At 66.5% G+C, this 25463-nt stretch carries 24 protein-coding genes; 11 read left to right on the forward strand and 13 right to left on the reverse strand.

All coding sequences use genetic code 11. The annotated features are described in order from the left end of the window. Window positions 1-47: 47 nt before the first annotated feature. Window positions 48-1697, forward strand: coding sequence for a DUF7453 family protein (locus tag Pla123a_RS10365; protein WP_146586576.1), 1650 nt, complete (start codon window positions 48-50; stop codon window positions 1695-1697). A gap of 110 nt (window positions 1698-1807) precedes the next feature. On the opposite strand, the gene Pla123a_RS10370 is transcribed toward Pla123a_RS10365, so the two are convergent. The 5 genes from Pla123a_RS10370 to Pla123a_RS10390 form a co-directional block, all read right to left on the reverse strand. Further along, a complete protein-coding gene (locus tag Pla123a_RS10370; RefSeq protein WP_146586578.1) occupies window positions 1808-2776 on the reverse strand; it encodes an L-threonylcarbamoyladenylate synthase in 969 nt (322 codons plus the stop codon). Between the two features lie 66 nt (window positions 2777-2842). Continuing rightward, window positions 2843-3514, reverse strand: a complete 672-nt coding sequence (locus Pla123a_RS10375) for a LutC/YkgG family protein (RefSeq protein ID WP_197527851.1) — start codon at window positions 3512-3514, stop codon at window positions 2843-2845. Next, window positions 3511-4908, reverse strand: a complete 1398-nt coding sequence (locus Pla123a_RS10380; RefSeq protein WP_146586582.1) for a LutB/LldF family L-lactate oxidation iron-sulfur protein — start codon at window positions 4906-4908, stop codon at window positions 3511-3513. Before Pla123a_RS10380 ends, Pla123a_RS10375 begins: the two co-directional genes overlap by 4 nt. Then, complete coding sequence (locus Pla123a_RS10385; RefSeq protein WP_146586584.1) at window positions 4905-5636, reverse strand: (Fe-S)-binding protein; 732 nt, start codon at window positions 5634-5636, stop codon at window positions 4905-4907. Before Pla123a_RS10385 ends, Pla123a_RS10380 begins: the two co-directional genes overlap by 4 nt. Further along, the gene (locus Pla123a_RS10390; protein ID WP_197527853.1) at window positions 5633-6526 is read right to left on the reverse strand and encodes a DeoR/GlpR family DNA-binding transcription regulator; all 894 of its coding nucleotides are present in this window, start codon (window positions 6524-6526) and stop codon (window positions 5633-5635) included. Before Pla123a_RS10390 ends, Pla123a_RS10385 begins: the two co-directional genes overlap by 4 nt. 126 nt (window positions 6527-6652) lie before the next feature. Here Pla123a_RS10390 and Pla123a_RS10395 point away from each other — a divergent pair, with 126 nt between their 5' ends. The 5 genes from Pla123a_RS10395 (at window position 6653) to Pla123a_RS10415 (ending at window position 13601) form a co-directional block, all read left to right on the forward strand. Next, a complete protein-coding gene (locus Pla123a_RS10395; protein WP_146586588.1) occupies window positions 6653-8860 on the forward strand; it encodes a bifunctional rhamnulose-1-phosphate aldolase/short-chain dehydrogenase in 2208 nt (735 codons plus the stop codon). A gap of 122 nt (window positions 8861-8982) precedes the next feature. Further along, window positions 8983-10485: a rhamnulokinase gene (locus tag Pla123a_RS10400; protein ID WP_146586590.1), complete on the forward strand. Its 1503-nt coding sequence runs from the start codon at window positions 8983-8985 to the stop codon at window positions 10483-10485. Between the two features lie 98 nt (window positions 10486-10583). Next, complete coding sequence (locus Pla123a_RS10405; protein WP_146586592.1) at window positions 10584-11840, forward strand: L-rhamnose isomerase; 1257 nt, start codon at window positions 10584-10586, stop codon at window positions 11838-11840. Window positions 11841-11955: 115 nt separating this feature from the next. After that, window positions 11956-13392, forward strand: a complete 1437-nt coding sequence (locus Pla123a_RS10410; RefSeq protein WP_146586594.1) for a purine-cytosine permease family protein — start codon at window positions 11956-11958, stop codon at window positions 13390-13392. Then, window positions 13389-13601: a hypothetical protein gene (locus Pla123a_RS10415; RefSeq protein ID WP_146586596.1), complete on the forward strand. Its 213-nt coding sequence runs from the start codon at window positions 13389-13391 to the stop codon at window positions 13599-13601. Before Pla123a_RS10410 ends, Pla123a_RS10415 begins: the two co-directional genes overlap by 4 nt. A 77-nt stretch (window positions 13602-13678) precedes the next feature. Here Pla123a_RS10415 and Pla123a_RS10420 read toward each other — a convergent pair whose 3' ends face one another. Then, window positions 13679-14653, reverse strand: coding sequence for an NTP transferase domain-containing protein (locus Pla123a_RS10420; protein WP_146586598.1), 975 nt, complete (start codon window positions 14651-14653; stop codon window positions 13679-13681). A gap of 102 nt (window positions 14654-14755) precedes the next feature. Here Pla123a_RS10420 and Pla123a_RS10425 point away from each other — a divergent pair, with 102 nt between their 5' ends. The 3 genes from Pla123a_RS10425 to Pla123a_RS10435 all read left to right on the forward strand — a co-directional run bounded on the left by Pla123a_RS10425 (window position 14756) and on the right by Pla123a_RS10435 (window position 17053). Continuing rightward, window positions 14756-15583, forward strand: coding sequence for an ABC transporter permease (locus Pla123a_RS10425; RefSeq protein WP_146586600.1), 828 nt, complete (start codon window positions 14756-14758; stop codon window positions 15581-15583). Window positions 15584-15733: 150 nt separating this feature from the next. Continuing rightward, on the forward strand, window positions 15734-16606 hold the full coding sequence (locus Pla123a_RS10430) for an ABC transporter permease (protein ID WP_146586602.1): 873 nt from the start codon (window positions 15734-15736) through the stop codon (window positions 16604-16606). A gap of 33 nt (window positions 16607-16639) precedes the next feature. Next, window positions 16640-17053: a type II secretion system protein GspG gene (locus tag Pla123a_RS10435; RefSeq protein ID WP_146586604.1), complete on the forward strand. Its 414-nt coding sequence runs from the start codon at window positions 16640-16642 to the stop codon at window positions 17051-17053. A 507-nt stretch (window positions 17054-17560) separates the two neighbouring features. Here the strand turns inward: Pla123a_RS10435 and Pla123a_RS10440 are convergent. Continuing rightward, window positions 17561-18223, reverse strand: coding sequence for a hypothetical protein (locus tag Pla123a_RS10440; protein WP_146586606.1), 663 nt, complete (start codon window positions 18221-18223; stop codon window positions 17561-17563). 48 nt (window positions 18224-18271) lie between these two features. Here Pla123a_RS10440 and Pla123a_RS10445 point away from each other — a divergent pair, with 48 nt between their 5' ends. Together Pla123a_RS10445 and Pla123a_RS10450 are read left to right on the forward strand one after the other, a co-directional pair. Further along, window positions 18272-18976: an alpha/beta fold hydrolase gene (locus Pla123a_RS10445; RefSeq protein WP_146586608.1), complete on the forward strand. Its 705-nt coding sequence runs from the start codon at window positions 18272-18274 to the stop codon at window positions 18974-18976. Window positions 18977-19169: 193 nt separating this feature from the next. Further along, entirely contained in the window at window positions 19170-20285 is a 1116-nt protein-coding gene (locus Pla123a_RS10450) for a LamG domain-containing protein (RefSeq protein WP_146586610.1), read from the forward strand. 75 nt (window positions 20286-20360) lie between these two features. Here Pla123a_RS10450 and Pla123a_RS10455 read toward each other — a convergent pair whose 3' ends face one another. The 6 genes from Pla123a_RS10455 to Pla123a_RS10480 all read right to left on the reverse strand — a co-directional run bounded on the left by Pla123a_RS10455 (window position 20361) and on the right by Pla123a_RS10480 (window position 25399). Further along, window positions 20361-21476, reverse strand: a complete 1116-nt coding sequence (locus tag Pla123a_RS10455) for a DmpA family aminopeptidase (RefSeq protein WP_146586613.1) — start codon at window positions 21474-21476, stop codon at window positions 20361-20363. Window positions 21477-21545: 69 nt separating this feature from the next. Continuing rightward, window positions 21546-21890 carry a DMT family protein gene (locus Pla123a_RS10460; protein ID WP_146586615.1) on the reverse strand — a complete coding sequence of 115 codons (345 nt, stop codon included), beginning with the start codon at window positions 21888-21890 and terminating at the stop codon, window positions 21546-21548. Window positions 21891-22006: 116 nt separating this feature from the next. Further along, a complete protein-coding gene (locus Pla123a_RS10465) occupies window positions 22007-22423 on the reverse strand; it encodes a secondary thiamine-phosphate synthase enzyme YjbQ (RefSeq protein WP_146586617.1) in 417 nt (138 codons plus the stop codon). Between the two features lie 167 nt (window positions 22424-22590). Next, window positions 22591-23556, reverse strand: a complete 966-nt coding sequence (ispH, locus tag Pla123a_RS10470; protein ID WP_146586619.1) for a 4-hydroxy-3-methylbut-2-enyl diphosphate reductase — start codon at window positions 23554-23556, stop codon at window positions 22591-22593. A 205-nt stretch (window positions 23557-23761) separates the two neighbouring features. After that, window positions 23762-23947, reverse strand: a complete 186-nt coding sequence (locus Pla123a_RS10475) for a hypothetical protein (protein WP_146586621.1) — start codon at window positions 23945-23947, stop codon at window positions 23762-23764. A 285-nt stretch (window positions 23948-24232) separates the two neighbouring features. Beyond that, a complete protein-coding gene (locus Pla123a_RS10480) occupies window positions 24233-25399 on the reverse strand; it encodes a hypothetical protein (protein WP_146586623.1) in 1167 nt (388 codons plus the stop codon). Between the last annotated feature and the right edge of the window lie 64 nt (window positions 25400-25463).

Here is a 25463-nt window from a genome sequence, read left to right on the forward strand (position 1 = left end):
ATCGTAGACGGCAGCAGGCCCAAATCAAGACAACCATTGAGTGACTAATGAGCCCCCACCTACCTCGTCCGAACTACTTCGCTACTCTCTTTCTGTGTGTCGCGCATCTGGCGACCAGTTCCACCGCAGCTAGCGGACTTCAAACGCTCGATTCCGTAGAGACCATCGCTCTTTCCGGGCAAGCGGTCCCCGGCTTTGAGGGCAGGACTTTTGAGAACTTTTTCAGCAAAGCCGTCCTGAACAACTACGGCGAGGCCGCGTTTCTCGCGAGACTGGAGTGCTGCGGGCCGCGCGATGGCGCGTTCACAAATGCAGGAGGCGATCTCAAAACGCTCGCCCTCGTTGACACACCTGCCTTCGCTGTGGGTGGCAACTCATTTCGAGAGTTCAGTCATGTGCAGATCGACGATCAGGGGCGCACGTTTATCCGCGGCGTTGGAAATGGCACTCCCCCCAGTTTCGACCTGATTGCCACCGGCCCTCAATCTGGTGAGCTTACCGCGATTGCGGAGTCGGGAGACTTGGTGGACCCCTCCGAGCCGGGCGTCACCTACCGATCTTTCGACTTTTCTCACTTGGGAATCGGCGGTCGCCTGGCGGGGCCTGCGGCTACGTGGACGAACGGCAGCACCTCGCCGCCCGGTGAAGTGCTGTTCGTATCAGACGGCGGGCCGGCGGCGCCGCTCCTGCGTGCGGGCGATCAGCCGAGCTTCACCGCTCCAGGCGAGGTGTATGCCACAACCGATACCTCGGCATTCGAGCGACCAGTTGTCAATGCAGCCGGCGCGATTGCAGTTCGCGTCACGACAATCAATCCACTGGAGATCTTTGAGTCCGTTCGACACATCATCAGGATCGATTCTCAGCAGGGAGTCGAACGGATTGTGACAGAAAGCTTCGGCTCCGACCCCGCCCTCGGATCGCTATTCGCACTCACTTTCCCGGTCATCAACGACAACGGTGACATCGGTTTCGGAGCAATCGTCGACGGCATTGGCAACTCGTTGTGGTTGAGCAGGCCCGGCGACAATCCAAGCCTGTTGGTAAGAGAAGGCGACGAGCCGCCGACAATTCCCGGCGGCCGATTCTTAGCCATTCTCACTAGTGATTCTGCCGAGTCGCCCCTCGGCATTGCGGGCGACGGAAGTCTCGCCTTCGAGGCGGTTGTCATTGGCCCAGAGTTTGGGAACAACGACAGCGATTCACTTTGGCTCGCGACTCCGGACGGCCCCAAGCCGATCGCGATCGAAGGCCGAATCGCTCCCGGTGTGAACGGTGTGTTCGCTAGCGAGAGCAGCACCATCGGCGACTTGATTGGTAATAGCAGCGTCAACGAGCGGAACCAATTGGCGTTTACTGCTCAGTACGTGCAATCCACTGGAAGGCTACGGACCGGTCTATTCGCCACCGACTTTGGGGGCGATCTCCACAAGGTGGCGGCTCCTGGAGACCTGCTCGAAATGGAACCCGGAATCCTGCGAGAAATCGAGTTCGTCGAGTTCCGAGGAGATATCGAACACGGGGCGCTTGGAAGCGGATTGAACGACAGTGGACAGATCTTGTTCTCGGCGAGGTTTACGGATGGAACTGCGGGAGTCTTCTTGTCGCGGATCGTTGCCGTGCCCGAGCCGCTTGCGTTCTCTCTCGCCTCGTTGGCGTGCGTCTGCGTCTTTGGGCCGCGAACGCGCCGGTCGTGAATGGCTTTGCGAAGTCGTGCCCGAAAACGCGCAGCCTTGCCGCCAACAGACGCGGCTAGCGCCGCCCGATGCGGGCGGAGAGTGACACGAGGGCAGAAGCGCCCCGCACCTTATCGCTCGCCCGCGGCCCTCTGCTGTCGGTCGAGCAGCGCGTGGCCGATCCCCTTGTCGGGGGCACGCTGAACGAAGACCACGGTCGCCTGCTGGCGGTCGGCCTCGCGGAGGAACTCGTAGAACCCGGCCGCGTAATCGTCGAGCGAGTTGAAGACCTCACTCAGCACCACCGACGGTTGATCCTCGATGGGGAGCAGCCCGCAGTATGCCACGCGGGCGCCTTCCTGGCTCGCTAACGCGCTGGGCCTATCGACTAAGCGGACAGTCGCGCGCGGCTGGTAGTGCGGGTGCAGGGTGCCGGGCGAGCGGACGTCGGTATCAGCGTGGCGGTCGGCGTCCTCGTTGACCTCCCGGGCGTCGGGCAGGACGCGTCGGATCTGCTCGATCGTGACCGCTCCAGCTCGGAGCACCGTAGCGACAGGCCCCGTGCAGTCCACCACCGTGGACTCCACCCCCAAAGACGGCCCATCCTGCTGGAAGACGGCGTCGATCCTTCCGTCGAGGTCCTCGAGCACCGACCGCCAGCGGGTTCCGCTGGGTCGCCCCGAGCGGTTGGCGGACGGGGCGGCAACCGGCCTGCCCGCCAGGCGCAGGATCTCGGCGGCGATGGGGTGGTTGGGCGCCCGGATGCCGACCGTGCCGAGCCCAGCGGTCACCAGGTCCGACACCTCCGCGCGTTTCGGCAGCAGCACCGTCAGCGGACCCGGCGCGAACGCGGACAGCAGCACCTCGGCGGTCGGCGTCAGGGTTGCGGCCGCGTCCGACCAGCGGCCGGCGTCGGCGATGTGGACGATCAGCGGGTTGTCGCTCGGTCGGCCCTTGGCCTGGAACAGCTTGCGCACCGCCTGGTCGTTGGTGGCGTCGACCCCGAGGCCGAAGACGGTCTCGGTCGGAAAGGCGACGACGCCCCCGGCTCGGATAATCTCGGCCGCCTCGCGGGGTGATTGGATGAGGGCAGTGCCCACGGCTGTGCTCCGACAGACAAAGAACTAGCAGCGAAGGCGCCGCAGAGAACGCACGCCCCCAAGCACTTACCCAACCAAGATGACCGTGAGTTTCTTCGGCCCGTGGGCGCCGAGGACGAGGATCCGCTCGATGTCGCCGGTGCGGCTGGGGCCGGAGATGATCGTCATGAAGCTCGGCCAGGCGGCGGCGTACCGTTGCCGCAGCAGTTCGTAGGCCGACGGGAGGTCGGGCAGCAGTTGGTCGCGACGAGCGATCGCTACGTGGTGCGGCGGCAGCACCGACAGCGCGCGGCCGCCGGCCGAAGCAGTCGTCAGCACCACGCTGCCGGTCTGGGCAACCAGCGCATCGCACGCGGTGATGCCGGCGTCGCACTTCTCGAGCTCGGCGGGGTCGTAGCCGCCGTCGGTCGAGAGCTGAGAGACCGTGAGCTGGCCGGTACACGCCTGCACGAGCGGGTCGGTGTGCACGCCGACGCTCGTCCAGCCTTCCTCGGCGGCGATGCGGGCCAGCTCGCCGGCCGCCTGCGACTCGTCGGCGACTGTGATGAAGCTGGTCTTGAGTTTGTCGCTCCACTCGGCGAACAGCGCGACGCGGTCATCGTGCGTGTCGCCGCCGGCCGGGAGCCACGCGCGTGGCTCGGAGGTTGCGGGCGCCGAGGTGCTGCGGACGTGCGGGTCGGTGGGGCGTCGGAGCGCCTCGCGGACGCGGCCGAGGATGGCCTCGCGGTGGTCGCTCATCGCCGACGCTCCTTCCACTGCTCCTTGAAGGTCTTCGCTGCCGGGTCGGGGAAGTCGCGGGTCGCCCGCCATTTGTAGAGCGGGTCGAGCTTGGTCCCCTGGATCGGCCGGGAGAGCACGTGGCCGATCCGGCCGAGCTTGCCGCCCAGCCCGTACAGCCACGGCCGCCGCATCACGAAGCTGAAGATGCGCATCTGCAGCGACTCGAGCACCCCGCCCTGCTTCTGCGCCGAGTTGCGGCGGTTGCGGAGCAGGTGGTGGTGCAGGTCGATCTGGACGGGGCAGGTCTCGGTGCAGGCGCCGCACAGTGACGACGAGTCCGACAGGTGCTTCCAGCTCGACAGCCCGCGGAGGTGTGGCGTGATCACCGAGCCGATCGGGCCCTGGTAGGTCGTGCCGTAGGTATGACCGCCGACGTTCTTGAAGATCGGGCAGACATTCAGGCACGCGCCGCAGCGGATGCACCGCAGCGCGTCGCGCTGCTCCTGGTCGGCCAAGAGCCGCGTGCGGTGGTTGTCCAGCAGCACGACGTGCATCTCTTCGGGCCCGTCGACCTCGCCCGCCTGGCGGGGGCCGCCGAGCTGCGAGTTGTAGCCGGTGAGGTGCTGCCCGGTGCCGGCGGTCGCCAGCAGCGGCAGCAAGAGCGCCAGGTCGTCGAGCTTGGGGATCACCTTCTCGATGCCCATCACGGCGATGTGCACCTTCGGCATCGCCGTGGTGAGCCGGGCGTTGCCCTCGTTCTCGGTGATCGAGATCATGCCGGTCTCGGCGACGCCGAAGTTCGCGCCGCTGATACCGACGTCGGCGTCGAGGTACTTCTGGCGGAGCACCTCGCGGGCGATCATCGTGAGCTGCTCGGGGTCGTCGGTGTCGGCCGACTTGAGCTTTTCCTTGAACAGCTTGTTGATGGCTCCCCGCTTGAGGTGCATCGCGGGGAAGACAAAGTGGTAGGGCGCCTCGCCGCGGAGCTGCACGATGAACTCGCCGAGGTCCGACTCGACGACCTCGAAGCCCTCGTTCTCGAGCAGCTCGTTGAGGTGGATCTCCTCGGTCGTCATGCACTTGCTCTTGACGATCGACTTCGCGCCGTGGGCGTGGATCACGCCGAGGATCGCCTTCCGGGCGTCGTCGCCGTTGCGGCACCAGTGGACCTTGACGCCGCGGGCCTCGAGGTTGTCGGCGAACTGCGGCAGCAGCTTGTCGAGGTTCTCGATGGCGTTCCACTTGATCTCGGCGGCCGCGGCGCGGGCCGAGGTGTAGTCTTGGAAGCGTCCCTGCGTGCCGCGGCGCGTCGTGACGTAGCCCGACAGCGAGCTGCGGAGGAACTGCCGCTGGTCGCCGTCGCCGGCGACCTGGGCCGCGTCGTGCTGAAATTGTTCGAGGGGCGTGCTCATTGTCCGGCCAGCACCTCCGCTAAGTGGAGACATTTGGGCAGGCACTTGGCCTGCAGCTTCTCCTGGCGTGACAGGTAGCCCGAGATCTGCAACAGGCAGCTCGGGTCGTTGGAGATGACGTACTGGGCTTCGGTCTCGTCGATCGAGAGCGACTTGACCTCGGCCATAGCGGTGGAGATCTGCGGAAACTTGACCGCGAAGGTGCCGCCGAATCCACAGCAGGTCTCGGCCTCGGCCATCTCGATCAGCTCGAGCCCTTGGACGTTCGCCAGCAGCTTGCGGGGGGCGTCCTTGATGCCGAGCTCACGCAGCCCGTGGCAACCGTCGTGGAAAGTGGCGCGGCCAGAGAGCGACGCGCCGACGTCGGTCACGCCGAGCTTGTCGACCAACAGCTCGCTGAACTCGTAGGTCCGCTCGGCGACCGCCGCGGCCTGCTGGGCGAGGTCGGTCCCCTCGAACAGGTCGCGGTAGAACACGCGGACCATCGTCGCGCAGGAGCCCGACGGCACGCCGATCAGCTCGGCGTCGGCGAAAGTCTTGAGGAAGTGCTTGGCGACCTCACGGGCGTCGTCCTGGAAGCCGCAGTTGAACGCGGGCTGCCCGCAGCAGGTCTGCCCCGGCGGGTAGTCGACCTCGTGGCCGACCCGTTCGAGCACGCCGGCCATCGCCAGCCCAATCTGCGGGTAGAGCTGGTCCACGTAACAGGGAATAAAGAGCGATACCTTCACACGCCCGCCTTGGTCACTTTGCCCGCCGCTTTGGTGGGATCCGACTTAGTAGATTTGCCGCCGGCCGACCTGCCACCGGACGGCTGCTGGGCCGTGGCCGGGCTGGCGATCAGCGTCTCGACTCCCGCCGCGCCGAGCGGCTGGAGGAAATCGGCGTTGGTTTGGTCGTCGGTAATCAACACGCCGACATCCGCCAGCATACCGAAAAACGATACCGAGCGCACGCCAAATTTACTGTGGTCTGCGCACAGGATCGACACGTCTGACAGGTCGAGCAGCCACCGCTTGAGCGATGCGTGGGCGACGCTCGCCTCGCTCATGCCGCGCCGCGGGTCGATCGCCTTGCACGACAGGAACGCCTTGTCGAACGCGAACTGCCGCAGCGTCCCCTCGGCGATCGGCCCCAGCATGCCGACCAGCGAGTCGTCGAGTTCGCCGCCGGTCAGGGTGGCGTGGATGTGCGTGCGGCCGGCCAGCAGCTGGGCAGCCTCGACCGAGTTGGTCACCACGGTCAGCGGCATGTCTGGCAGCGCGGCGGCCAGCTCAAGCACGGTGCTCGACGCGTCGAGGGCGATGGTGTCGCCCTCCCGGACCAACTCGACCGCGCGGAGGGCAATGGCCCGCTTCTGGGCAGCGTTAGTGGTCCGCCGGACCGAGATCGGCGGGTCCTGCCGGTCGTCCCGCAGTCGGAGCGCCCCACCGTGGGTGCGGACTAGCAGGCCGGCCTCGCCGAGCCGCTCAAGGTCGCGGCGGATCGTTTCCTCGGCGACCGAGAACCGCTGAGCGAGCAGGGCGACCCGCACCGCACCCTCTTGGTCCAAGAGGGCGAGGATCTGGTCGTGCCGCTCCTGGGGGAGAGGCGCCGCCTGCGGGAGGGCGTCCTGAGCCATGAATTGATGTCCGAGGTTGCGTGTTTTTTTGTGGTATTGACTGGACGACGGCTTGACCGGCCCCATTCTATGTGTGAACATGTGGCCTTTCAATCCCCAACTGGGCCCAAACAGTCACTTTCCCACATGCCCGCGACCCTCACTGCCGTCGAAGCCAGCGACCTTAAGCACGTCAACTACCTATGGGACGATAGGGTCGTCCAAGGGATGAGCCCAGTAGAGCGGCTGGTCTACCGCTCGAACTGCCTCGGCGCCGATCAGCGAATCACCAACACCGGCGGCGGCAACACCTCGTCTAAGGCGTTGGAAGCCGACCCGCTCACCGGCGGCGAGGTCGACGTGCTGTGGGTCAAGGGCTCGGGCGGCGACCTGCGGACCAGCAAGGCCGAGAACTTTGCTTCCCTGTACATGGACAAGCTGCTCGCCCTGCAGCCGATCTACCGCGACAGCCCCGACCCCGGCCCGAAGACGCCGTCCGAGGACGCGATGGTCGGCTACTTCCCGCACTGCTCGTTCAACCTGAACCCGCGGGCGAGCTCGATCGACACGCCGCTGCACGGCTTCCTGCCGGCCCGGCACGTCGACCACATGCACCCGAACAGCGTGATCGCGATTGCCGCCAGCCGCCGCAGCAAGGAGCTGACCGCCGAGGTGTTCGGCGACGAGATCGGCTGGGTGCCGTGGCTGCGCCCCGGCTTCGAGCTCGGCCTGATGATGCAGCGGGAAGCCGAGGCCAACCCAAGACTCCGCGGCCTGGTGATGAGCCAGCACGGCCTGATCAATTGGGCCGACGACGACAAAGAGTGCTACGGGCTGACGCTGTCGCTAATCGAGAAGGCGGCCCGCTACATCGAGTTGAAGGACAAAGGTGAGCAGACCTTCGGCGGCCAGAAGTATCAAACCCTTCAGGCCGATGCCCGCAAGGCAGTGCTGGTGGCGCTGCTGCCGTGGCTGCGTGGCCAGGTTTGCCAGCAGAAGAAGTTCATCGGCACCGTGCAGGGCGACGACAAGATCCTGCGGTTCGTCAACTCGCACGACGCCCCGCGGCTGGCCGAGCTGGGTACCAGCTGCCCGGACCATTTCCTGCGGACAAAGATCAAGCCGCTGTATGTCGACTGGAACCCCCAGACCGAGGACGTCGGGGCCCTGAAGCAGAAGCTTTCTGCCGGGCTCGACCGGTACCGCCAAGACTACGCCGACTATTACGAGCGGTGTAAGCACGACAATTCCCCCGCCATGCGGGACCCCAACCCGACCGTGATCCTGATCCCCGGCGTCGGCATGATCGCGTGGGGCAAGAACAAGAGCGAGTCGCGTGTGACCGCCGAGTTCTACAACTGCGCGGTGGAGGTGATGCGTGGCGCCGAGGCGATGGACGAGTACATCGCCCTGCCCCAGCAGGAGGCGTTCGACATCGAGTACTGGCTGCTCGAGGAGGCCAAGCTGAAGCGGATGCCGCCGGAGAAGGACCTGGCCCGCGACATTGTCGTGGTGCTGGGCGCCGGCAACGGTATCGGCCGCGAGGTGGCCCACCGCGTCGCCAAGGAAGGGGCCCACGTGGTGTGCGCCGACCTCAACGCCGACGCCGCCCAGGCGACCGCCAACGAGCTGACCGCCCTCTACGGCCAAGGCATTGGCGTGGCGGGCGATGGCGTCTCGGCGTGCGGCCCGGCCATCGGGCTGGGGGTCGACATCACGTGCCGCGAGTCGATCCGCGAGCTGTACGCGCAAACGCTGCTCGCCTACGGCGGCCTCGACCGGCTGGTGGTCACCGCCGGCGTGTTCATCCCGCCGAGCCGCGACGGCCAGCTCACTGACCAGCAGTGGCAGCTCACGTTCAACGTCAACGTCCAGGGCAGCTACAACGTGGTCGACGAGTGCCGCACGCTGATCAAGGAGCAGGGCCTGCCCGCCGCCGTGGTGCTGACCACCAGCGTCAATGGCGTGGTTAGCAAGAAGGGCTCGGTGGCGTATGACACGTCGAAGGCGGCCGCCAATCACCTCGTGCGCGAGCTGGCGGTCGAGCTGGCCCCGCTCGCCCGCGTCAACGCGATCGCCCCCGCAACCGTGGTGCAGGGCTCGACCATGTTCCCGCGCGACCGCGTGGTCGTGTCGCTGACCAAGTACGCGATCGCGTTCGAGGAGTCGGCGACCGACGAGGAGCTTCGTTGCTTGCTGGCGGACTACTACGCCCAGCGGACGCTGACCAAGCAGCCGATCACCCCCGGCGACCAGGCCGAGGCGGCGTACTTCCTGTTGTCGGACCGTTCGGGCAAGTCGACCGGCCAGATTATCAACGTCGATGGCGGCCTGCAGGAGGCGTTCCAACGCTAACCCATTGACTCGGCCGCGACTGGGCTGAGTTTGACGACGCGCCGGCGCGGTCCAGGTCTAGACTTGCGGCCGGCGACGACTCAGAATAGCAGCTCTCTTCTCGCAACGAACCTGGATCGTCTATGCAGTCCGCACACCTGGCAATCGACCTCGGCGCGAGCTCTGGCCGTGCGATGCTCGGCTTGCTCGACGGCGACCCGTTGCGGCTCGAGCTAGAAGAGGTGCACCGCTTCGAGCACCACGCCTGCTCGGTCCCGACCGGCATCGTGTGGAACCTTACCGGCATCTGGCGTCAGATCCTGCACGGCCTGTCGGTCGGCGCCGCGCGGTGCAAGGAGCGCGGCCTCGAGCTCACAAGCATCGGCGTCGACTGCTGGGGCGTTGACTTTGTGCTGGTTGGCGCCGGCGGCGACGTGCTCGGCCTGCCCCACTGCTACCGCGACGCCCGCAACGAACCGGCCAGCGACCGCGTGGTTGAAAGGCTGGGCGGCAACGAGGCGCTCTACGCCCGCACCGGCATCCAGCGGATGCCGTTCAACACGGTGTTCCAGCTCGAGGCGATCCGCGCCGCCGAGCCCGCGCAGCTCGACGCCGCCCGCCGGCTGCTGTTCCTTCCCGACCTGTTCCACTACTGGCTGTCGGGCGAGCAGGCGACCGAACGCACCATCGCCTCGACCGGGTCGCTGCTCGACATCCAATCGGGCGAGTGGGACCTTGGGCTGATGGAGTTGCTCGGACTGCCGAAGGAGATCCTCGGCCCGATCGTTGATCCGGGCGCGCAGGTAGGGTTGCTCCGTGACACGCTCGCCGACGAGACCGGCGCGCCGCGCGGCCTGAAGGTCATCGCCCCCGCCTCGCACGACACGGCGTCGGCGATCGCCGCGGCGCCGGTCACCGACAACAGCGTGCCGTGGGCTTACCTGTCGAGCGGCACGTGGTCGCTGCTCGGCGCCGAGCTGCCGACGCCCTACTACAGCGAGGCGGCCTGCCACGCGCCGTTCACCAACGAGCGCGGCGTCGACAGCACGATCCGCTTCCTCAAGAACATCGCCGGGCTGTGGCTGATCCAAGAGCTGCGTCGCGAGTACGCCGACGCCGGCAGCGCGCACAGCTTCGCCGAGCTGGTCGACCAAGCCGAAGGCGTCGAGCCGTTCCGCACGCTGGTCGACCCGAACCACGCGAGCCTCGCCGCGCCGGGCGCCATGACGCCGCGGGTCGCCGAGCTGGCGGCCGCCGCCGGGCAACCAATCCCCGAGACGCCCGGCCAGTTCGTCCGGTGCTGCCTGGAGAGCCTGGCCCTCTGCTACGCCCAGACCGCCGGCAGGCTGGCGCAGTTCACCGGCCGGCCGGCCGAGCGGCTGCACGTCGTCGGCGGAGGCACCCAGAACAAGCTGCTCAACGGACTGACGGCCGGTGCGATGAACTGCGAGGTGCTGACCGGCCCGACCGAGGCGACCGCCATCGGCAACGCGCTGGTGCAGGCCATGGGCTGCGGCGTAATCGCGAATCTGACCGAGCTGCGGCAGGTGGTGGCCCGCTCGACGCCGGTCGACCGCGCCGAACCGGTTGGCGCCGCCGACCAGTGGCAGGCGGCCCGCGAACGCTTTGAAACACTGAGTCCATGACGATGCGACAGTTCGGTCCTCCGGCTGGCGCCGGGGGCTAGGTTCAGCACTCTGAGCTCTCGTTCCAGTAACTTTCACTTCAGCAGCAGACTACGACCGTGTCGAACCTCGAGCAGCGTTATTCCCTGGCCAAGGAGCAGTTCGCCGAGTGGGGCGTCGAAGCCGACGCCGCCCTGGCTAAGCTCTCGCAAGTGGCGATCTCGATGCACTGCTGGCAGGGGGACGACGTCACCGGCTTCGAGGGCGCCGACGAGCTCGGCGGCGGCCTGGCCGTGACCGGATCGTACCCCGGCAAGGCCCGCACGCCGGACGAGCTGCGGGCGGACCTCGACCAGGCGTACTCGCTGATCCCCGGCGACCACCGCCTGAACCTGCACGCCTGCTACGCCGAGACCGGCGACGCGAAGGTCGAGCGGGACGGGCTGAAGCCCGAGCACTTCGCCGCCTGGATCGACTGGGCTAAGGCAAACAACCACGGGCTCGACTTCAACCCAACCTACTTCTCGCACCCCAATGCCGACGACGGCTTTACCCTCTCGCACCCCGACGAGGGGATCCGCCGCTTCTGGGTCGACCACGGGATCGCGTGCCGGGAGATTGGCGCCGCGATGGGCGCGGCGCTCGGCTCGGTCTGCGTCAACAACATCTGGATCCCGGACGGCTACAAGGACCTGCCGATCGACCGCCGCGGCCCCCGCGAGCGGCTCGCCGGCTCGCTCGACGCGATCCTCGCCAAGACGTTCGACAAGTCGCACCTGCTCGACGCGGTCGAGTCGAAGTTGTTCGGCATCGGCTCGGAGAGCTACGTCGTTGGCTCGCACGAGTTCTACCTCGGCTACGCATTGAAGAACGGTACGGTGCTGTGCCTGGACGCGGGGCACTTCCACCCGACCGAGCTCTTGGCCGACAAGCTGAGCTCGGTGTTCCAGTACCTCGACCGCGTGCTGCTGCACGTCAGCCGCGGCGTCCGCTGGGACAGCGACCACGTGGTGCTGCTGACCGACGAGCTCAACGCCCTGGCCCAGGAGCTGGTCCGCGGCGACTACCTCGGCCGCACGCACATCGGCCTCGACTTCTTCGACGCTAGCATCAACCGCGTCGCGGCCTGGGTGATCGGCACCCGCGCGACGCTCAAGTCGCTGCTGCGGGCGATGCTCGAGCCGATCGACCGGCTGATGGTCGCCGAGCGGGAGGGCGACTTCACCACCCGCCTCGCCCTGCTCGAAGAGGCGAAGCAGATGCCGTGGGGCGCGGTGTGGGACTACTACTGCGAGCAGAACAACACGCCATCAAGCGACTCGTGGCTGGCCGAAGTCAAGCGCTACGAGACCGACGTGCTGGCCAAAAGAAACTAAACTACTGGTTGTTGTTGGAGGGAACACAAATAAGCGCTGATGACCGGCTCTGCCAATTGCTTGACCAACACAACATCCAACTTCTCCTCTTCACCTCCTATTCTGATCCCAACGCATGAGCGAATCCGAATCCACCGGCGGCGAGTTTGAGCGCGAACCCGCGCCCAAGAGCTCGCTGCTCGGCTTCAAAAGCTTCATCGGCATGTACGCCGGCGAGCACTGTGCGGGCACCGAGCTGATGCTCGGCCCGCTGTTTGTGGCGGCCGGCGTCACCGCCTGGGACCTGATCATGGGCCTGTTGATCGGCAACGCCCTAGCGGTGCTGAGCTGGATGGTGCTGTGCGCCCCGATCGCGACCCGCGCCCGGCTGACGCTGTACTACCAGCTGGAGAAGATCTGCGGCCGCGGCTTGGTGACGCTGTACAACATCGCGAACGGGGTGGCGTTCTGCTTCCTGGCCGGGTCGATGATCACGGTCTCCGCGACGGCGCTCGGCGTGTGGTTCAAGTTCCCGATGCCCGGCCTCTCGGACACCTACCCCAACTCCGTGGGCTGGGTGGTCGCCGTAGCGGCGCTCGGCGTGGTGGTCAGCTTTGTGGCGGCCGCCGGGTACAGCATGGTCGCCCGCTTCGCGAACATCGCCGCGCCGTGGATGGTGTTGGTGTTCCTGGCTTTCGGCTTCATCGGCCTGCGTGAGTTCATGAACGAGACCGGCGCCGAGGTCAACTCGCTGGCGTCCTTCTGGGAGCTCGCGCAGAACGACATCTGGAAGGGGGGCGAGCCGCTCGGCGGCCAATCCAAGTTCACCTTCTGGCACGTCATGTTCTTCGCCTGGTTCTGCAACATGGCGATGCACATCGGCATGAGCGACCTGTCCGTGTTCCGCTTCGCCAAGAAGTCTTGGTACGGCCTGGCCACGGCGTCGGGCATGTACGTCGGGCACTTCATGGCCTGGATCAGCGCCTCGATCCTCTACGCGCTACAGCTGCACCGCACGCCGGAGAACACCGACGTGCTGCCCGGACCGCTGGCCGACAACGCCGCCGGCATCGCTGGCCTGATCTGCGTGATCATCGCCGGCTGGACCACCGCCAACCCGACCATCTACCGCGCCGGTCTGGCGTTCCAGTCGATCATCCCCGGCGCGTCGCGGTTCTGGGTCACGCTGTTCACCGGACTGTTGGTCACGATTGTCGGCATGTTCCCGGGCGTCGCGATGGGACTGTTAGGATTCGTGGCGATCTACGGGCTGATCCTGATGCCGATGGGCGCCGTGATCTTCTGCGACTTCTGGCTGCTGCCGAAGCTCGGCCTGCGGTCGTACTACGCCGAGCACGCCCGGCTGCCGATCAACTGGGCCGCCGCGGTGGCCTGGCTCGGCACGCTGGCGATCTGCGTCGGGCTGGTGAAGGGCTTCCCCGACGTGATGATCGGCGACGTGCGCGTGTTTGAGATCTACTTTGTGGCCCTGCCGGGCTGGTTTATCGCGTCGGCCCTCTACGTCGGGCTCAGCCAGGTCCTGCAGTCATCGAACCCCGCGGAGGCGGCATGAACACCATCGCCCGAGTTGTGAGCCTAGTAGCGTTGGTCGGCACGATCGCCCCCGCGGCGATGTACCTCGCCGGCTCGATCGACCTCGACGCCACCAAGCTGTGGATGCTGGTGTTCACGGTGGTGTGGTTTGTTTCCGCGCCGCTCGCCGATCGCCAGACCAAGCTCGAGCAGATCGTCGAGGACGCCGGCGAGCAGCCCGTGCTGTAGCACGCAAGGCATTAAGCGCCGCAGCTCTGCTGCGAACAAACGCGGCGGAGCCGCGACGCTTCATGAACCTGGTGTGGCTACGCCCCCCAGAGCGTGCTCGGGTACTCACCTCCCTCGACCAGCTTGGCGATCCGCTCCTGGGCAATCGGCAGGTCCTCTTGGTAGGTCATGCCGCACCACAGCTCGTCGGTCTCGAACACGCGGACCGACATCAGGTGGTCGTCCATCATCTGGCGGGTGACGGTCGGGATCTCGTACTCTTGGGTCTCGCCGCGGGGGCTATCGAGGAACGCGTGGAAGCGTTCCTCTAGCTCGCCAAACACGGCTGCCGGGTAGCCCCACAGGTTCATCGACACGATCGCGTCGCCAGAGAGGGTCACCGCCTGCCCTTCGAGGGCCTCCATGACTGCGTCGTCGCCGGCGCGGGCGATGCTGTGCCGCTCGACGATGGTGGCCAGTGTGCCGTCGGGGTTCACCTCACACACGCCGCGGCTCACCGTGCCGTGGTCCGACAGCGTGTTGCGGAGCTGGTAGCCGATCATCGCGCCGGTCATCGGTTGCGTATTACTCACGCCGGTCAGGAAGCCGCCCATCTTGGCCAGCGCAGTCGGGCCGTAGAAGTCGTCGGCGTTGATCACCGCGAATGGGCGGTCGATCAGGTCCTTGGCGCACAGCACCGCGTGGCCGGTGCCCCACGGCTTGGGGCGGTCGACCGGCAAGTGGCGTTCGGGGACCGAGCTCTCTAGCTCCTGATAGGCGAAGTCGATCGGCGCGGCTGCGGAAGCCCGGTCAACAAACTTGTCGCGGAACTGCTGCTCAAACTCGCGGCGGACGACTAGAACAACCTTGCCGAAGCCGCCGGCCAGGGCGTCGTGGATGGAGTACTCCATGATCGCCTCGCCGCCGGGGCCGACCGGCGCCAGCTGCTTCAGGCCGCCGTACCGCCGCGCGGCGCCGGCCGCCATGATCAACAAAACCGGTCCGTCTGGGTTGCTCGCCACGCTGCCGCTCCGCTGCTTGATAGGTTTCTCGTACGGTGAACGAGCCCACATTCTCGCCGCCCTGGCCGCAGCGCCAAGAGCAGCCAGCTTGCGGCCCCCGCCCGAATCAACGAAGATCGAAGCTTACCTCACTCCCCTGCTCCCCCTTCCTGCATGCTGGCCCGCGCAACAACCTGGTGGACGATCCTGCGGATCTGCCTAGAGGAGCGCCTGGTCTACCGGGGCGATTTCATCCTCGGCACGCTGATGCGGTTCCTGCCGATCGTCACGCAGATCTTCCTGTGGACCGCCGTGTTCGCCTCGGCTTCGAGCGGCCGGATCCAGGGCTACTCGCGTGAGGACGTCATCGCCTACTACCTGCTGACCATGGTCGGCAGGGCGTTCAGCAGCATGCCGGGCCTCGCGTCGGGCATCGCCCGTCAGATCCGCGAGGGCGAGATCAAGAAGTTCATGATCCAGCCGATCGACCTGCTGTCGTTCCTGCTGCTGGCGCGGATCGCCCACAAGCTGGTGTACTACATCGTGGCGACCGGGCCGTTTGCGCTGGTGTTCTTCCTCTGCGGCGACTACTTCCCCCCCTGGCCCGAGGCGACGCAGATCCTGGCGTTCGTGGCTTCGCTGCTCATGGGCTTCCTGCTGGGGTTCTTCCTCGAGGCGACCATCGGCATGCTCGGCTTCTGGTTCCTGGAGGTCAGCTCGCTGCTGTTTGTCTACATGCTGTTCAACTTCTTCTTCTCCGGGCACATGTTCCCGCTCGACTTTCTCTACGGCTTCCTTCCCGACTGGCTCGCCAACCTAGTGATGATCCAGCCGCTGCAGTTCCTCGCCTACTTCCCGGCCGCGGTGTGGCTCGGCAAGGTGCAGGGCTGGGAGCTGCTCCAGGGCCTGGCGCTGCAGGCGGGCTGGATGGTGTTCTTCATGTTCGCCGCCCGCTGGGCGATGAACGCCGGCTACCGCCGGTACAGCGGGTACGGAGGGTAGGTGAATGCCGATTGCAGATTGCGGATTGCGGATTGGGGACCGCAGCTGGGGTGGCACTGCTGGCTCGCCCAGCAGTGCGAACCCGGTACCAGGCGCGCACTGCTGCACGTGCCAGCAGTGGCGCCCGTACCGCGTTGCAGGAGGCCATCGATGAACCCCCAATCCGAAATCCGCACTCCGCAATCCCCAATCCTCCTCTACCCCCGCCTGCTCTGGACCTTCGCCCGCAACAGCCTGATCCGGGACATGACGTTCCGGTCGAACTTCCTGATCGAGATGGTCAGCAGCATGACCTGGATGGTCATGAACTTGGGCTTCTACGCACTGGTGTACGGTCTGCTCGGCGAAAACTCCTCGGGCCAAGCCACGATTGAGGGCTGGACCAAGTACGAGTTCTTCGTGTTCATCGCCACGACGATGTTCGTCAACAGCCTGGTGCAGGCGTTCTTCATGCCCAACGCCCAGGAGCTGAGCGAGCTGGTCCGCACCGGCGGGCTCGACTTCGTGCTGCTCAAGCCGGTCGACGCGCAGTTTATGCTGTCGCTGCGGCGGATCAGCTGGTCGTCGCTGGGCAACTTTTTCGTGGCGCTGCTGCTGCTCGGCTACTCGCTGTCGCGGCTCGAGGGCCGGCCCGATTCCTGGCTGGCCGCCCTGCTCTACCCGGCGTATGTCGTGGCGGGCGTGCTGATCCTGTACAGCATCATGATGACCCTGGCGGCGACCAGCATCTGGCTGGGCCGCAACCAGTCGCTGTACGACTTCTGGTTCTACATCACCAACTTCTCCCGCTACCCGATGGAAATCTACCAGGGCCGCTTCGGCGACCCCATCCGCACGGTGTTCACCTTCGTGGTGCCAATCCTGATCGTCATCAACGTCCCGGCCCGGATGATGGCCAAGCCGCTGACGCCCGAGTACGCCCAATTGGCCGTGTACGGCGCGGTGGTGACCGTCGCCGCCCTCTGGTTTAGCCGCTGGGTTTTCCAGCGGGCGCTGGCGAGTTATCGGAGCGCGAGTAGCTAGGGCGTTGGGATCGTCATCGCAGGAGTGATAGGCATGAAGCCCGGAGCACCAAAACTGGCTCTCGCAATCGGCGTTGCACTTGCCTGCGGGTGCTCCGTGATCCTGCCCTATGTCACCACGACGATTCCCCCTACCGAGGCGACGCGTGGGGAGATGCACAACATCTGCCACGCGCTAGACGCCTACTACGCAAAGCACTCGTCGCTCCCCGAAGCGCTCTCGACGCTGCCGCCGGTCGAAAACCGCATCTTTCGAATCGAGGACTCTTGGGACCGCCCATTCGAATACAAAGTTGAAGCGGGCAACTACGCTCAGATCACTTCGCTTGGTAAGGACGGCCTGCCAGGTGGTTCTGGCGAAGACTCTGATTTGGTCGTTCGCTACCTTCCCGGAGTCAGTGGTCGTTTTGACTGGATTAAGGCTCCAGATAGGCACGTGGACTTCTAAAAAATCAAGAAATGTAAGTAGCACCGCTCCCGCGAGCCCCGTCGTCGTCGCCTTCGCATCGGCCGTCACTCCCCGGCAGCGGTCGATGCGAAGGCGATGGCGTCGGGGCGCTCCCCCGTTGTTGATGTCGAGCCGAGGTTGGGCGATTTCTGTTCTCGTTTTGTCCAAAATATCGAGCGAAGGGGACAAAACCGCCGGGCGTCATTTCCCCCCGGGCTCGTTCCACCCTGCCATTGCAGCCGCTATCTCAATCGACCGGCGGTCGCCCCGCCAGGTTTTGTCCGTCGCTGGTCGCTAGTCGGCCTCAACAGGGACAAAACGCAGCTGCCGCAGCCAGGCCCCCGACCGCGCAGCAGCGAACCGCCGCCAGCAGGTCTTGCTCTCGTAATCCCCGGACGCAATCGTTGGAGCAACCACTATTGGACCGCGCCGGGTGGCTCATTTCCACAACAACATCGCGGCCAAAGGCCGCGCTGCACGGTGCGATTCCACGCTACGCGGCGACCCCTACAACTCGTCGCCAGTGGGCAATCGGAAGGAGCTAGAGAAGACCGAGTCTTTGTGGAGCAGTGTGCCCTTGCCGACGTCGCCGTTCCAGATCTCGTAGTCGACCAGCACCCGCACCGGCGGTCCTAGCAGCTCTGGGTGATGGCCGCCGCCGAAGTCGTAGCCGCCGGATGCGTGCTTGAACTCCTGCGTCAGCTTGCGTTGTCCTCCCAGGACAAAGACCGCCTTCTCCCCATCGGGCTGCAGCCAGTAGCTGTACTTGAGATGTAGTCCCTCCGCCGCGTCAGGGTAGGAGCCGGTCAGCAGGATCTTCAGCAAGCCGCCTTCGATCTGGTAGCCGACCTCGACGCCGCCGCTCTCCCACGAGCGGTCGATCGGCTGGTCGTAGACGACCGGCGTCTTCGCCGATCGTCGCGGCGCCAGCGCGCCGTAGCACGTCAGCCCCCACACTGCGGTAAACGCGAGCAGCGTTCCTAGCGAGAACCCCCTGGGCTTGGTCCCCTCCGAACGGTCGATGGGGTGGTCGCGGAGTGTAGACAGTGGCGGCGCTACCCGGGCGGTCCCACAAGCAGGGCACGCGACCTCGGACCCGCACTCGCCTGCCGAGAATGGAATCGCGGCGCCGCAAACGCAGTGCAAGAAGTTTCGCGTAGAATCGCCCATACGGCTTATGATACACGACTCCCGAGCTCAACGAACTCGCTCTCAGCAATGCCGCTCCCCCACCTCCACCTGCTGCCTGGACTGCACGGCACGCCCGAGCTGTACGCGCCGTTCGTTCTTGCGCTAGGCGACCACCCTTCGTCGACCACCCACTACCCCGACGACCCCAACGCGACCGCCGAAGACATCCTGGCGACCATCGCCCAGACGACGCCGACCGACCGTCCTTACGTGCTGCTGGCCGAGTCGTTCTCGGGGCCGTTCGCCGCGCGGTTCGCGGCCGCGCCGCCAGAGAACTTGGTCGGGCTGGTGCTGGTCAACACGTTCCTGCGGCTGCCACTCGCGCCGCTGACCTCGGGCGTCGCGCAGCTGCGGCTGCGGATGCCGTGGGCCATGTCGCGGCTGCTGCTGATCGACCGCTCCGCGAGCAGCGAGCTGCGGTCGCTCACCAAGCGGATCGTGCTGGCGATCTCGCCCGAACTGGTGGCCGCGCGGTTCCGCCTGCTAAGCAAAACGGACTCGCGAGAAAGCTCTGCGCAAATTCGATTGCCGACTCTCGCTCTTCACGGGAGGGGCGACTGGTTTGTCCTCCCCTACAACTCGGTCGGCATCGAGCGGACCATCCCAACCGCTGGCCGGAAATCGCTGCCGGGCCCTCATTTACTAGTCCAAACGCACCCCGAGCGGTCGTTGCAGGCAATCGCCAACTGGTGGGAATCAGCGGCGGCTGTCCCCGCTGAGGCCGCGCATTAGTGGCTCATTATTCGGCTTTGCGAGGCCCTTTGCGGCCCACCCCACCCCGGCCTTGCCCTGCCGCCTACTTGGAGAGTTCTGCTGGTCGCATAGACTACGGGCACGTGGTTTCTGACTAGACTGAGTGGGAGGCCCCCGCTCGGCAATCCGCAGACACCTTACAACTCAGGCCTGGCCCCAGGAGTTTGATTCCATGCGACTATCGATGGCTAGAACACTGCCTCTGCTCGGCGTTTGCGTCCTCTCGTTGGGGCTTACCCAGCCGACCCTCGGCCAAAGCCTCGTTCTGCAGTGGGCGTTCGACGAGGAATCGGGCGACGCCCTCGACACCGGCGCCGTGAGCCCAACTGCCAATGGGACCTTGGGGAGCGGCGCCGTCCGCTCGACCGACACCCCCGGCGGGGGCCCTGGTGGCTCGATCGACCTCAGCGCTACGGGGTCCGACAGCAACGTTCTCGGCGGCGACCCCCTGAAGGTGAACTCGCTCGAGAAATTTACCCTGTCGACCTGGATCAAGATGACCGGCGACAACAGCCTCGACCAGGGCGGCAGCAACAACGTGCGGCTGATGTCGCGGCAAGCGGGCAACAGCTTCTTTGATGGTTTTACTTGGAACCTCAACCCGCCCAACGATGGTGAGGCCACCACCTCCTCGCCGGACGATTTCCGGATGGGCATGTTCATCGGCGGCCAGAACGACTTCGGATTCGCGTTCGCCGACGCCGACGTCGAGGGCCAGGGTGGCGAGTGGACCTTCCTGGCGGTGAGCTACGACGGCACGAGCGCCGAGAACAACATGAAGTTCTTCTGGGGCGGCGAGGACACCCCGGTCACGCAACTCGGCAGCACACTCACGACCTCGAACGACCCAGGCGGCCTGTTCAACGAAACCCCCGCCGACTTCGCCATCGGCTACACGACCGCGGCCCCGACGGCCGATGTCTCGATCGCCGGCCTGCAGGACGACGTCCGCGTCTACGACGACCTGCTCGACCTCGCGGCGCTCGACGCGGTGCGTCTAGAGAACCTGCCGTCCGTCAGCGTCCTGCTGGGCGACTTCAACAGCGACACGGTTGTCGACGCGGCCGACTACACCCTGTGGCGCGACAACGACGGCGCCGACGAGTCGGTGCTCAACGGCGCCGGCGACGGCTCTGGGACGGTCGACCTCGGCGACTACACCGCCTGGGCCGCCAACTACGGCGCGGGCCAGGTGGCGCTCTCGAGTGCGTCGGTCCCCGAGGCGACCACGCTGTCGCTCGCGTGCCTGACGCTGGCCGGCGTTGGTGGCATGCGTCGTCGCGCGTAGGGTCGCGCGGCGTCTCGCAGCAGAATTCACGAGCCCCGCCGGCCAGTCAGATCGGTGGGGCTCGTTTCGTTCACCCTACCCGTTTGGCGGCGGCGAGATTGCCCGCCGCACCGCGTCGGGGGTCAACGCCTCGGCGGTGTGGCCGTTCACGCCCCGCACGGTCTTGGCCTGCAGCAGGGCGTTGTAGATCGCCTCCTGGGTGGCGTCGGCGGCAGCCTCGAACAGGGGCGTCAGCCGGGCCTCGTCGATCACGACAACGGCGCGGGTCACGGCGTCACCCTCGTAGGGGATGCGGTTGGTTTCGGCGGTAGAGAAGGCGATCACGTAGTCGCCGCTGCCGTGGGAGAAGTTGGCGCCGGTCCGCGCCATCCCAACCAGCGCGCGGCGGGCCACACGCTTGAGCTGCCGCGCCGAGAGCGGCGCGTCGGTGGCGACCACGATCATGCACGACCCGTACTCGACCGGCGGCCCCCCGGTGTTGGCCTGCGTCCTCGGCGGGTCGATCACGGCGCCCCCGATCGTTAGCCGGCCGCCGTAATTGGTCTGCACCAGCACGCCTAGGGTGAACCCGCCTGCCTCGTTGGGCAGCACACGCGACGAGGTTCCGACGCCGCCTTTGAAGCCCATGGTCGTGGTGCCGACGCCCGCCCCCACGGCGCCCTCCTCCACCGGGCCGCCGTACGCGTCATCGAGAGCCGCGCGGAAGTGTTTCTGAGTGAGCGGTCGCGTGCGGATGTCGTTGAGCCAGCCGTCGTTGGTCTCGCCGACGACCGGGTTCACCGAACGGACCGACTCGTTGCCCGGCGCCGCGAGAGTCCGATCGACCAGCGTGGCGGCGGCCTCCCACACGTTCAGCGTGTTGGTCAGCAGGATCGGGGTCTCGAGCTGTCCGAGCTCGTCTACCTGAGTGGAGCCAACGAGCTTGCCAAAGCCGTTCCCGACCGCGATGGCGGCCGGCGGCTTGCGCCGGAACACGTCGCCTTGGTGCGGCACGATGGCCGTGGCCCCGGTGCGGATGCTGTCGCCTTCAATCAGCGTAGAGTGCCCGACGGTCACCCCGGCGACGTCGGTGATGGCGTTGTGCCTGCCGGGCGGGTAGTCGCCGGGCGCGATACCCAGCTCCCGGCAGCGGGCCCGCGGTTCGGCGTTGGCAGGAATGACGAGTAACAGGAAAAACAACAACGCTCGCATGGCAGATCGCCCTTTGGTGTATTTCGTTGCACTCCGACGGATCACTAAATCCAGCCAACGCTGCCGCGATTACTGTCGGCGGAACATGAAGTAGGCCGCGCCCGCAATGCAGAGCGACGCCCACAGGTAGTCGAGTGTGAGCCGCTGCCTCAGATAGAACACCGAAAACGGCACAAACACCGATAGCGCGATCACCTCCTGCAGCACCTTCAGCTTGCCGACGTCCATCACCGTGTAGCCGATCCGGTTCGCCGGCACCTGCAGCAGGTACTCGAACAGCGCCACGCCCCAACTTGCCAGCGCGACCAGCATCCACGGCTTGCCGGTCATCCCACGGAGGTGCCCGTACCAGGCGAAGGTCATGAAGATGTTGCTGCAGATCAGCAGCAATATGGTTGCGACGTGCGGGGGCATGACGGAGCCTGGCGGTGAGGGAGTCGAACGCCGCCGTTCTAGCCCGCCGACGACCGCTTGGCTACGCCCCTCCCGAGGCCGATCGAGCAGACCAAGGGTTGGTCGCGGGCCGGCCGCTACTCGCCCATCACCGTCACGACGATGTGCCGGCGGCGCGGCTTCACGTCGCACTCCAGGTGGACGATCTGCTGCCAGGTCCCCAGCATCGGCGCGCCCTTGGTGACCGGGAACGAGAAGCTGTGCCCCATCCAGGTCGCCTGCAGGTGCGAGTGGGCGTTGCCGTCGTGCCACGCCTGCTCGTGACCGTAGTCGCGTCCCGGCGGGATCAGCCGGTTAAGCACCTCGGGCAGGTCGCGGGCCAGGCCGGGCTCGAACTCGATCGCGGCGATCACGCCGGTGCTGCCGACATTAAACACCTGGGCCATCCCGGTCGTGACGCCCGACGCGGCGACGATGCCGGCGACCTGCTCGGTGAGGTCGCGCATGTCGCCGTGGCCGTTGGTCTCGATGGTGAATTCTTGCTGGTGGACCATAAGTAATCCCCTCCCCCTCAGGGGGAGGGTTAGGGTGGGGGTGAAGTCGGTACAAGGGTGGCCGGCTTGAGCCCGCCGTTATGCGCCGGACAACGATAGGTTTGAAGGCTGACCTAGTATCCGGGGCGCCCCCACCCCGGCCCTCCCCCGAAGGAGGAGGGAGTTTTCTACGACCTGGTCAGCACGCTGGTGACCTCGGTCTCGGCGGCGTGGCCGCGGAGTTCTCTGGGCAGCGGGAACGACACGCTCTCGGTGCGGATCACCTGCGGCTCGACCGTGGCGTTGTAGCGGTCACGCAGCAGGTCCAGGCACTCATTGACAACCGTTTCTGGCGCGCTGGCGCCGGCGGTCACCAGCACGGTCTCGACGCCCTCGAGCCAGGCGGGGTCGATGTCGCCGGCGCCGTCGATCAGGTGGGCGGGCGTGCCGCACTCGGTCGAGAGCTCGGCCAGCCGCGCGCTGTTGCTGCTGTTCTGGCTACCGAGCACCAGCGTCAGGTCGGCCTGCGTGGCGAGCTTGGCGACCGCCTCCTGCCGGTTGCTGGTGGCGTAGCAGATGTCAGACTTGGGCGGCGCGGCGATGTGCGGGAAGCGTTGCTTCAGCCGGTCGATGATGCGGTTGGCGTCGTCGACGCTGAGCGTGGTCTGCGTGAGGTACGCGACCTTCTTTTCGTCGGCGACCTTGAGCCGGTCCACGTCCTCGGGGCTCTCGACTAGCAGGGTCGCCTCGGGCGCCTCGCCCATGGTGCCGATCACCTCGTCGTGCCCCTCGTGTCCGATCAGCAGGATGGTGTAGCCCGCCTTGGCGTACTTGATCGCCTCGAGGTGGACCTTGGTGACCAGCGGGCAGGTGGCGTCGATGGCGGTCAGGTTCCGCCGCCGGGCCGCCTCGCGAATAAGCGGCGAGACCCCATGCGCCGAAAACAGCAGCGTGGAACCCTCCGGTGCGTCTTCGATGTCGTCGAGGAACGTGACGCCGCGGTCCTTGAAGTGCGAGACCACATACCGGTTGTGGACGATCTCGTGGTAGACGTAGATCGGCGCCCCGAACGACGCCAGGGCGAGCTCCAGCGACTCGATCGCCATGTTCACGCCCGCGCAGAACCCGCGTGGGCTGGCCAACAATACCTTCATACGCCTGTCTGGCTCCGCAGCACGATTTGCGACATTCGGGTCGCGACATTGGGGACTTGGTAGTCCCCATTGTAGGCGTGCGGATCGGGCGGAGAAACCGGCCGCGGCCTGGGTGGCACGCCCTGAAAGGGCGTGGTGAACCCGGCACCGACGCAACCACGCCCTGACAGGGCGTGCCACCCCAATGGCCCACGGAAAAAGCGACTCAGCGGCCCCAGCGACTCAGTGGCTCGGGCGCCGGGAAGCGGCGTTCGAACTCTTCGAGCTGATCGGAGAGGCTTTTGGCGAAATCGCTGTACGAATCGAGCGGCAGCAGGATGGGCTGGAACCACTCCTGCTCGAGGTCGATGAGTAACTGTTCCTGCTTCTCGGGGAGGGGCTGGGCGGTCATGGCGTCCTCTTTCTGCGGTTCCGAGACCCAGCACGGCCCAGTCGTGATGAAGGCGGGCGGGGCGACGACTGACGGGGCAGCCGGCTGGGTCTAATTCTTGTACGCAGGACAGGCGCCAGTGTTGCCAGGTTCGGGGCGGATTTCGCCACGAATCCGAGCCCCTCAAAGAAAAACCCGCACGAAGCCTAACGGCCGGCAAGAACGGACCGCGGCCGACGAATACACAGGTTCGCGCCGGCTTAGAAAGCGGCCTACCGCCATGCGATGAGGCGCCGACGCCACACGCTACCGCTGCGCGTCGGCCGGCGCGGGACCATTCGGCTGCCCGTCGGAACGCCCCCCAGGCCGCCGCCCGTTCATCTGGGTGCGTCGTTGCAGCTGCTGGACGGTGCGGCCAAGCTCGTCGGCGTCGAGCTGACCGTTGCCGTTGGCGTCGAGCCGGTCGAACCGCCGCTCGAGGACGCCGGCGGCCTCTTCCCGAGAGATCATGCGGTCGTTGTTCGCGTCGAGCTGACGGAGCATCCGCTGCATCGCGCCGCCCCCCTCGGCCTGCATCCTGCCCCGCTCGCGCCGCATCGCGTCGGGGTCTTCATTGCCGGGGCGGTCGTTCAGCCGCGGCGAATCGCCTTCGGCCATCCCTGCGAACCGCGCCGCCCGCTGCGCCTGCCGCTGAAACTCCTCGAGGGTGACGTCGCCGCTGCGGTCGCGGTCGGCAGCGCGGAGCAGCCGCTCGACCCGATCGCGGGCCTGCTCGGGGACCTCGTCCAGGGCTACCCGCCCGTCGCGGTTGGCGTCGAGTTGCTTGAACATTTCTTGTGTGCGGCGTGGGCTGGCCAGCGCCTCGCGGGGGTTGGGCTGGCTGCTGAACCGCTTGGCGGCGGCGCCCTGCTCGGCGTCGAGGCGGCGGAGCTGCCGCTCGACGTCCCAGCCTTCTTGGCGGGCTATCCGCACCGCTGTCTGCGACGCCCGGCGGCCCCCCTGCACCAGCTCGCGGTAGGCGATCTGACCGTTCTGGTCGCCGTCGGCGGCGCGGGCCAGCTGGTCGAACGCCTCGCGCAGCTCGGCGGGCGCCTCGTCGCGGGTGAGCATCGCGTCGCGGTCGGTGTCGAGCTTCAGCAGCAAGAGCCGCAGCGCGTCGGTCGCCGGGGTCGAGTCGGCCGGCTCGTCGACAATCGGCTTGGGGGGCGTCGACGGCGTCAGCCCCGCGGCGAACTCGGCAGCAGTCAGCCTGCCATCGCCGTTTTGGTCGGCCTTGCGGAGCAGCCGCTCGAACAGCCGCTGGTGCTCGCTGGCCACCTCGGCCGGGTCGAGCAGCTGGTCGCCGTTGGCGTCGAGCCGGGCAAACAAGTCGTCGGCGGCCTCGCCCGCTCTTGCCTGCGACGGCGCAAGCGACAATGCCAGAACGAGCCCCACCCAGAGCGGACCAACCTCCACCAGTTTCGAGCGGCTCATACCAGCACTCCCGACGAGTCGATAAGGAACAACGGGCGGCCCCGCGGACCAGAGCCCCTAGTGT

Source organism: Posidoniimonas polymericola (assembly GCF_007859935.1).
GTDB lineage: Bacteria > Planctomycetota > Planctomycetia > Pirellulales > Lacipirellulaceae > Posidoniimonas > Posidoniimonas polymericola.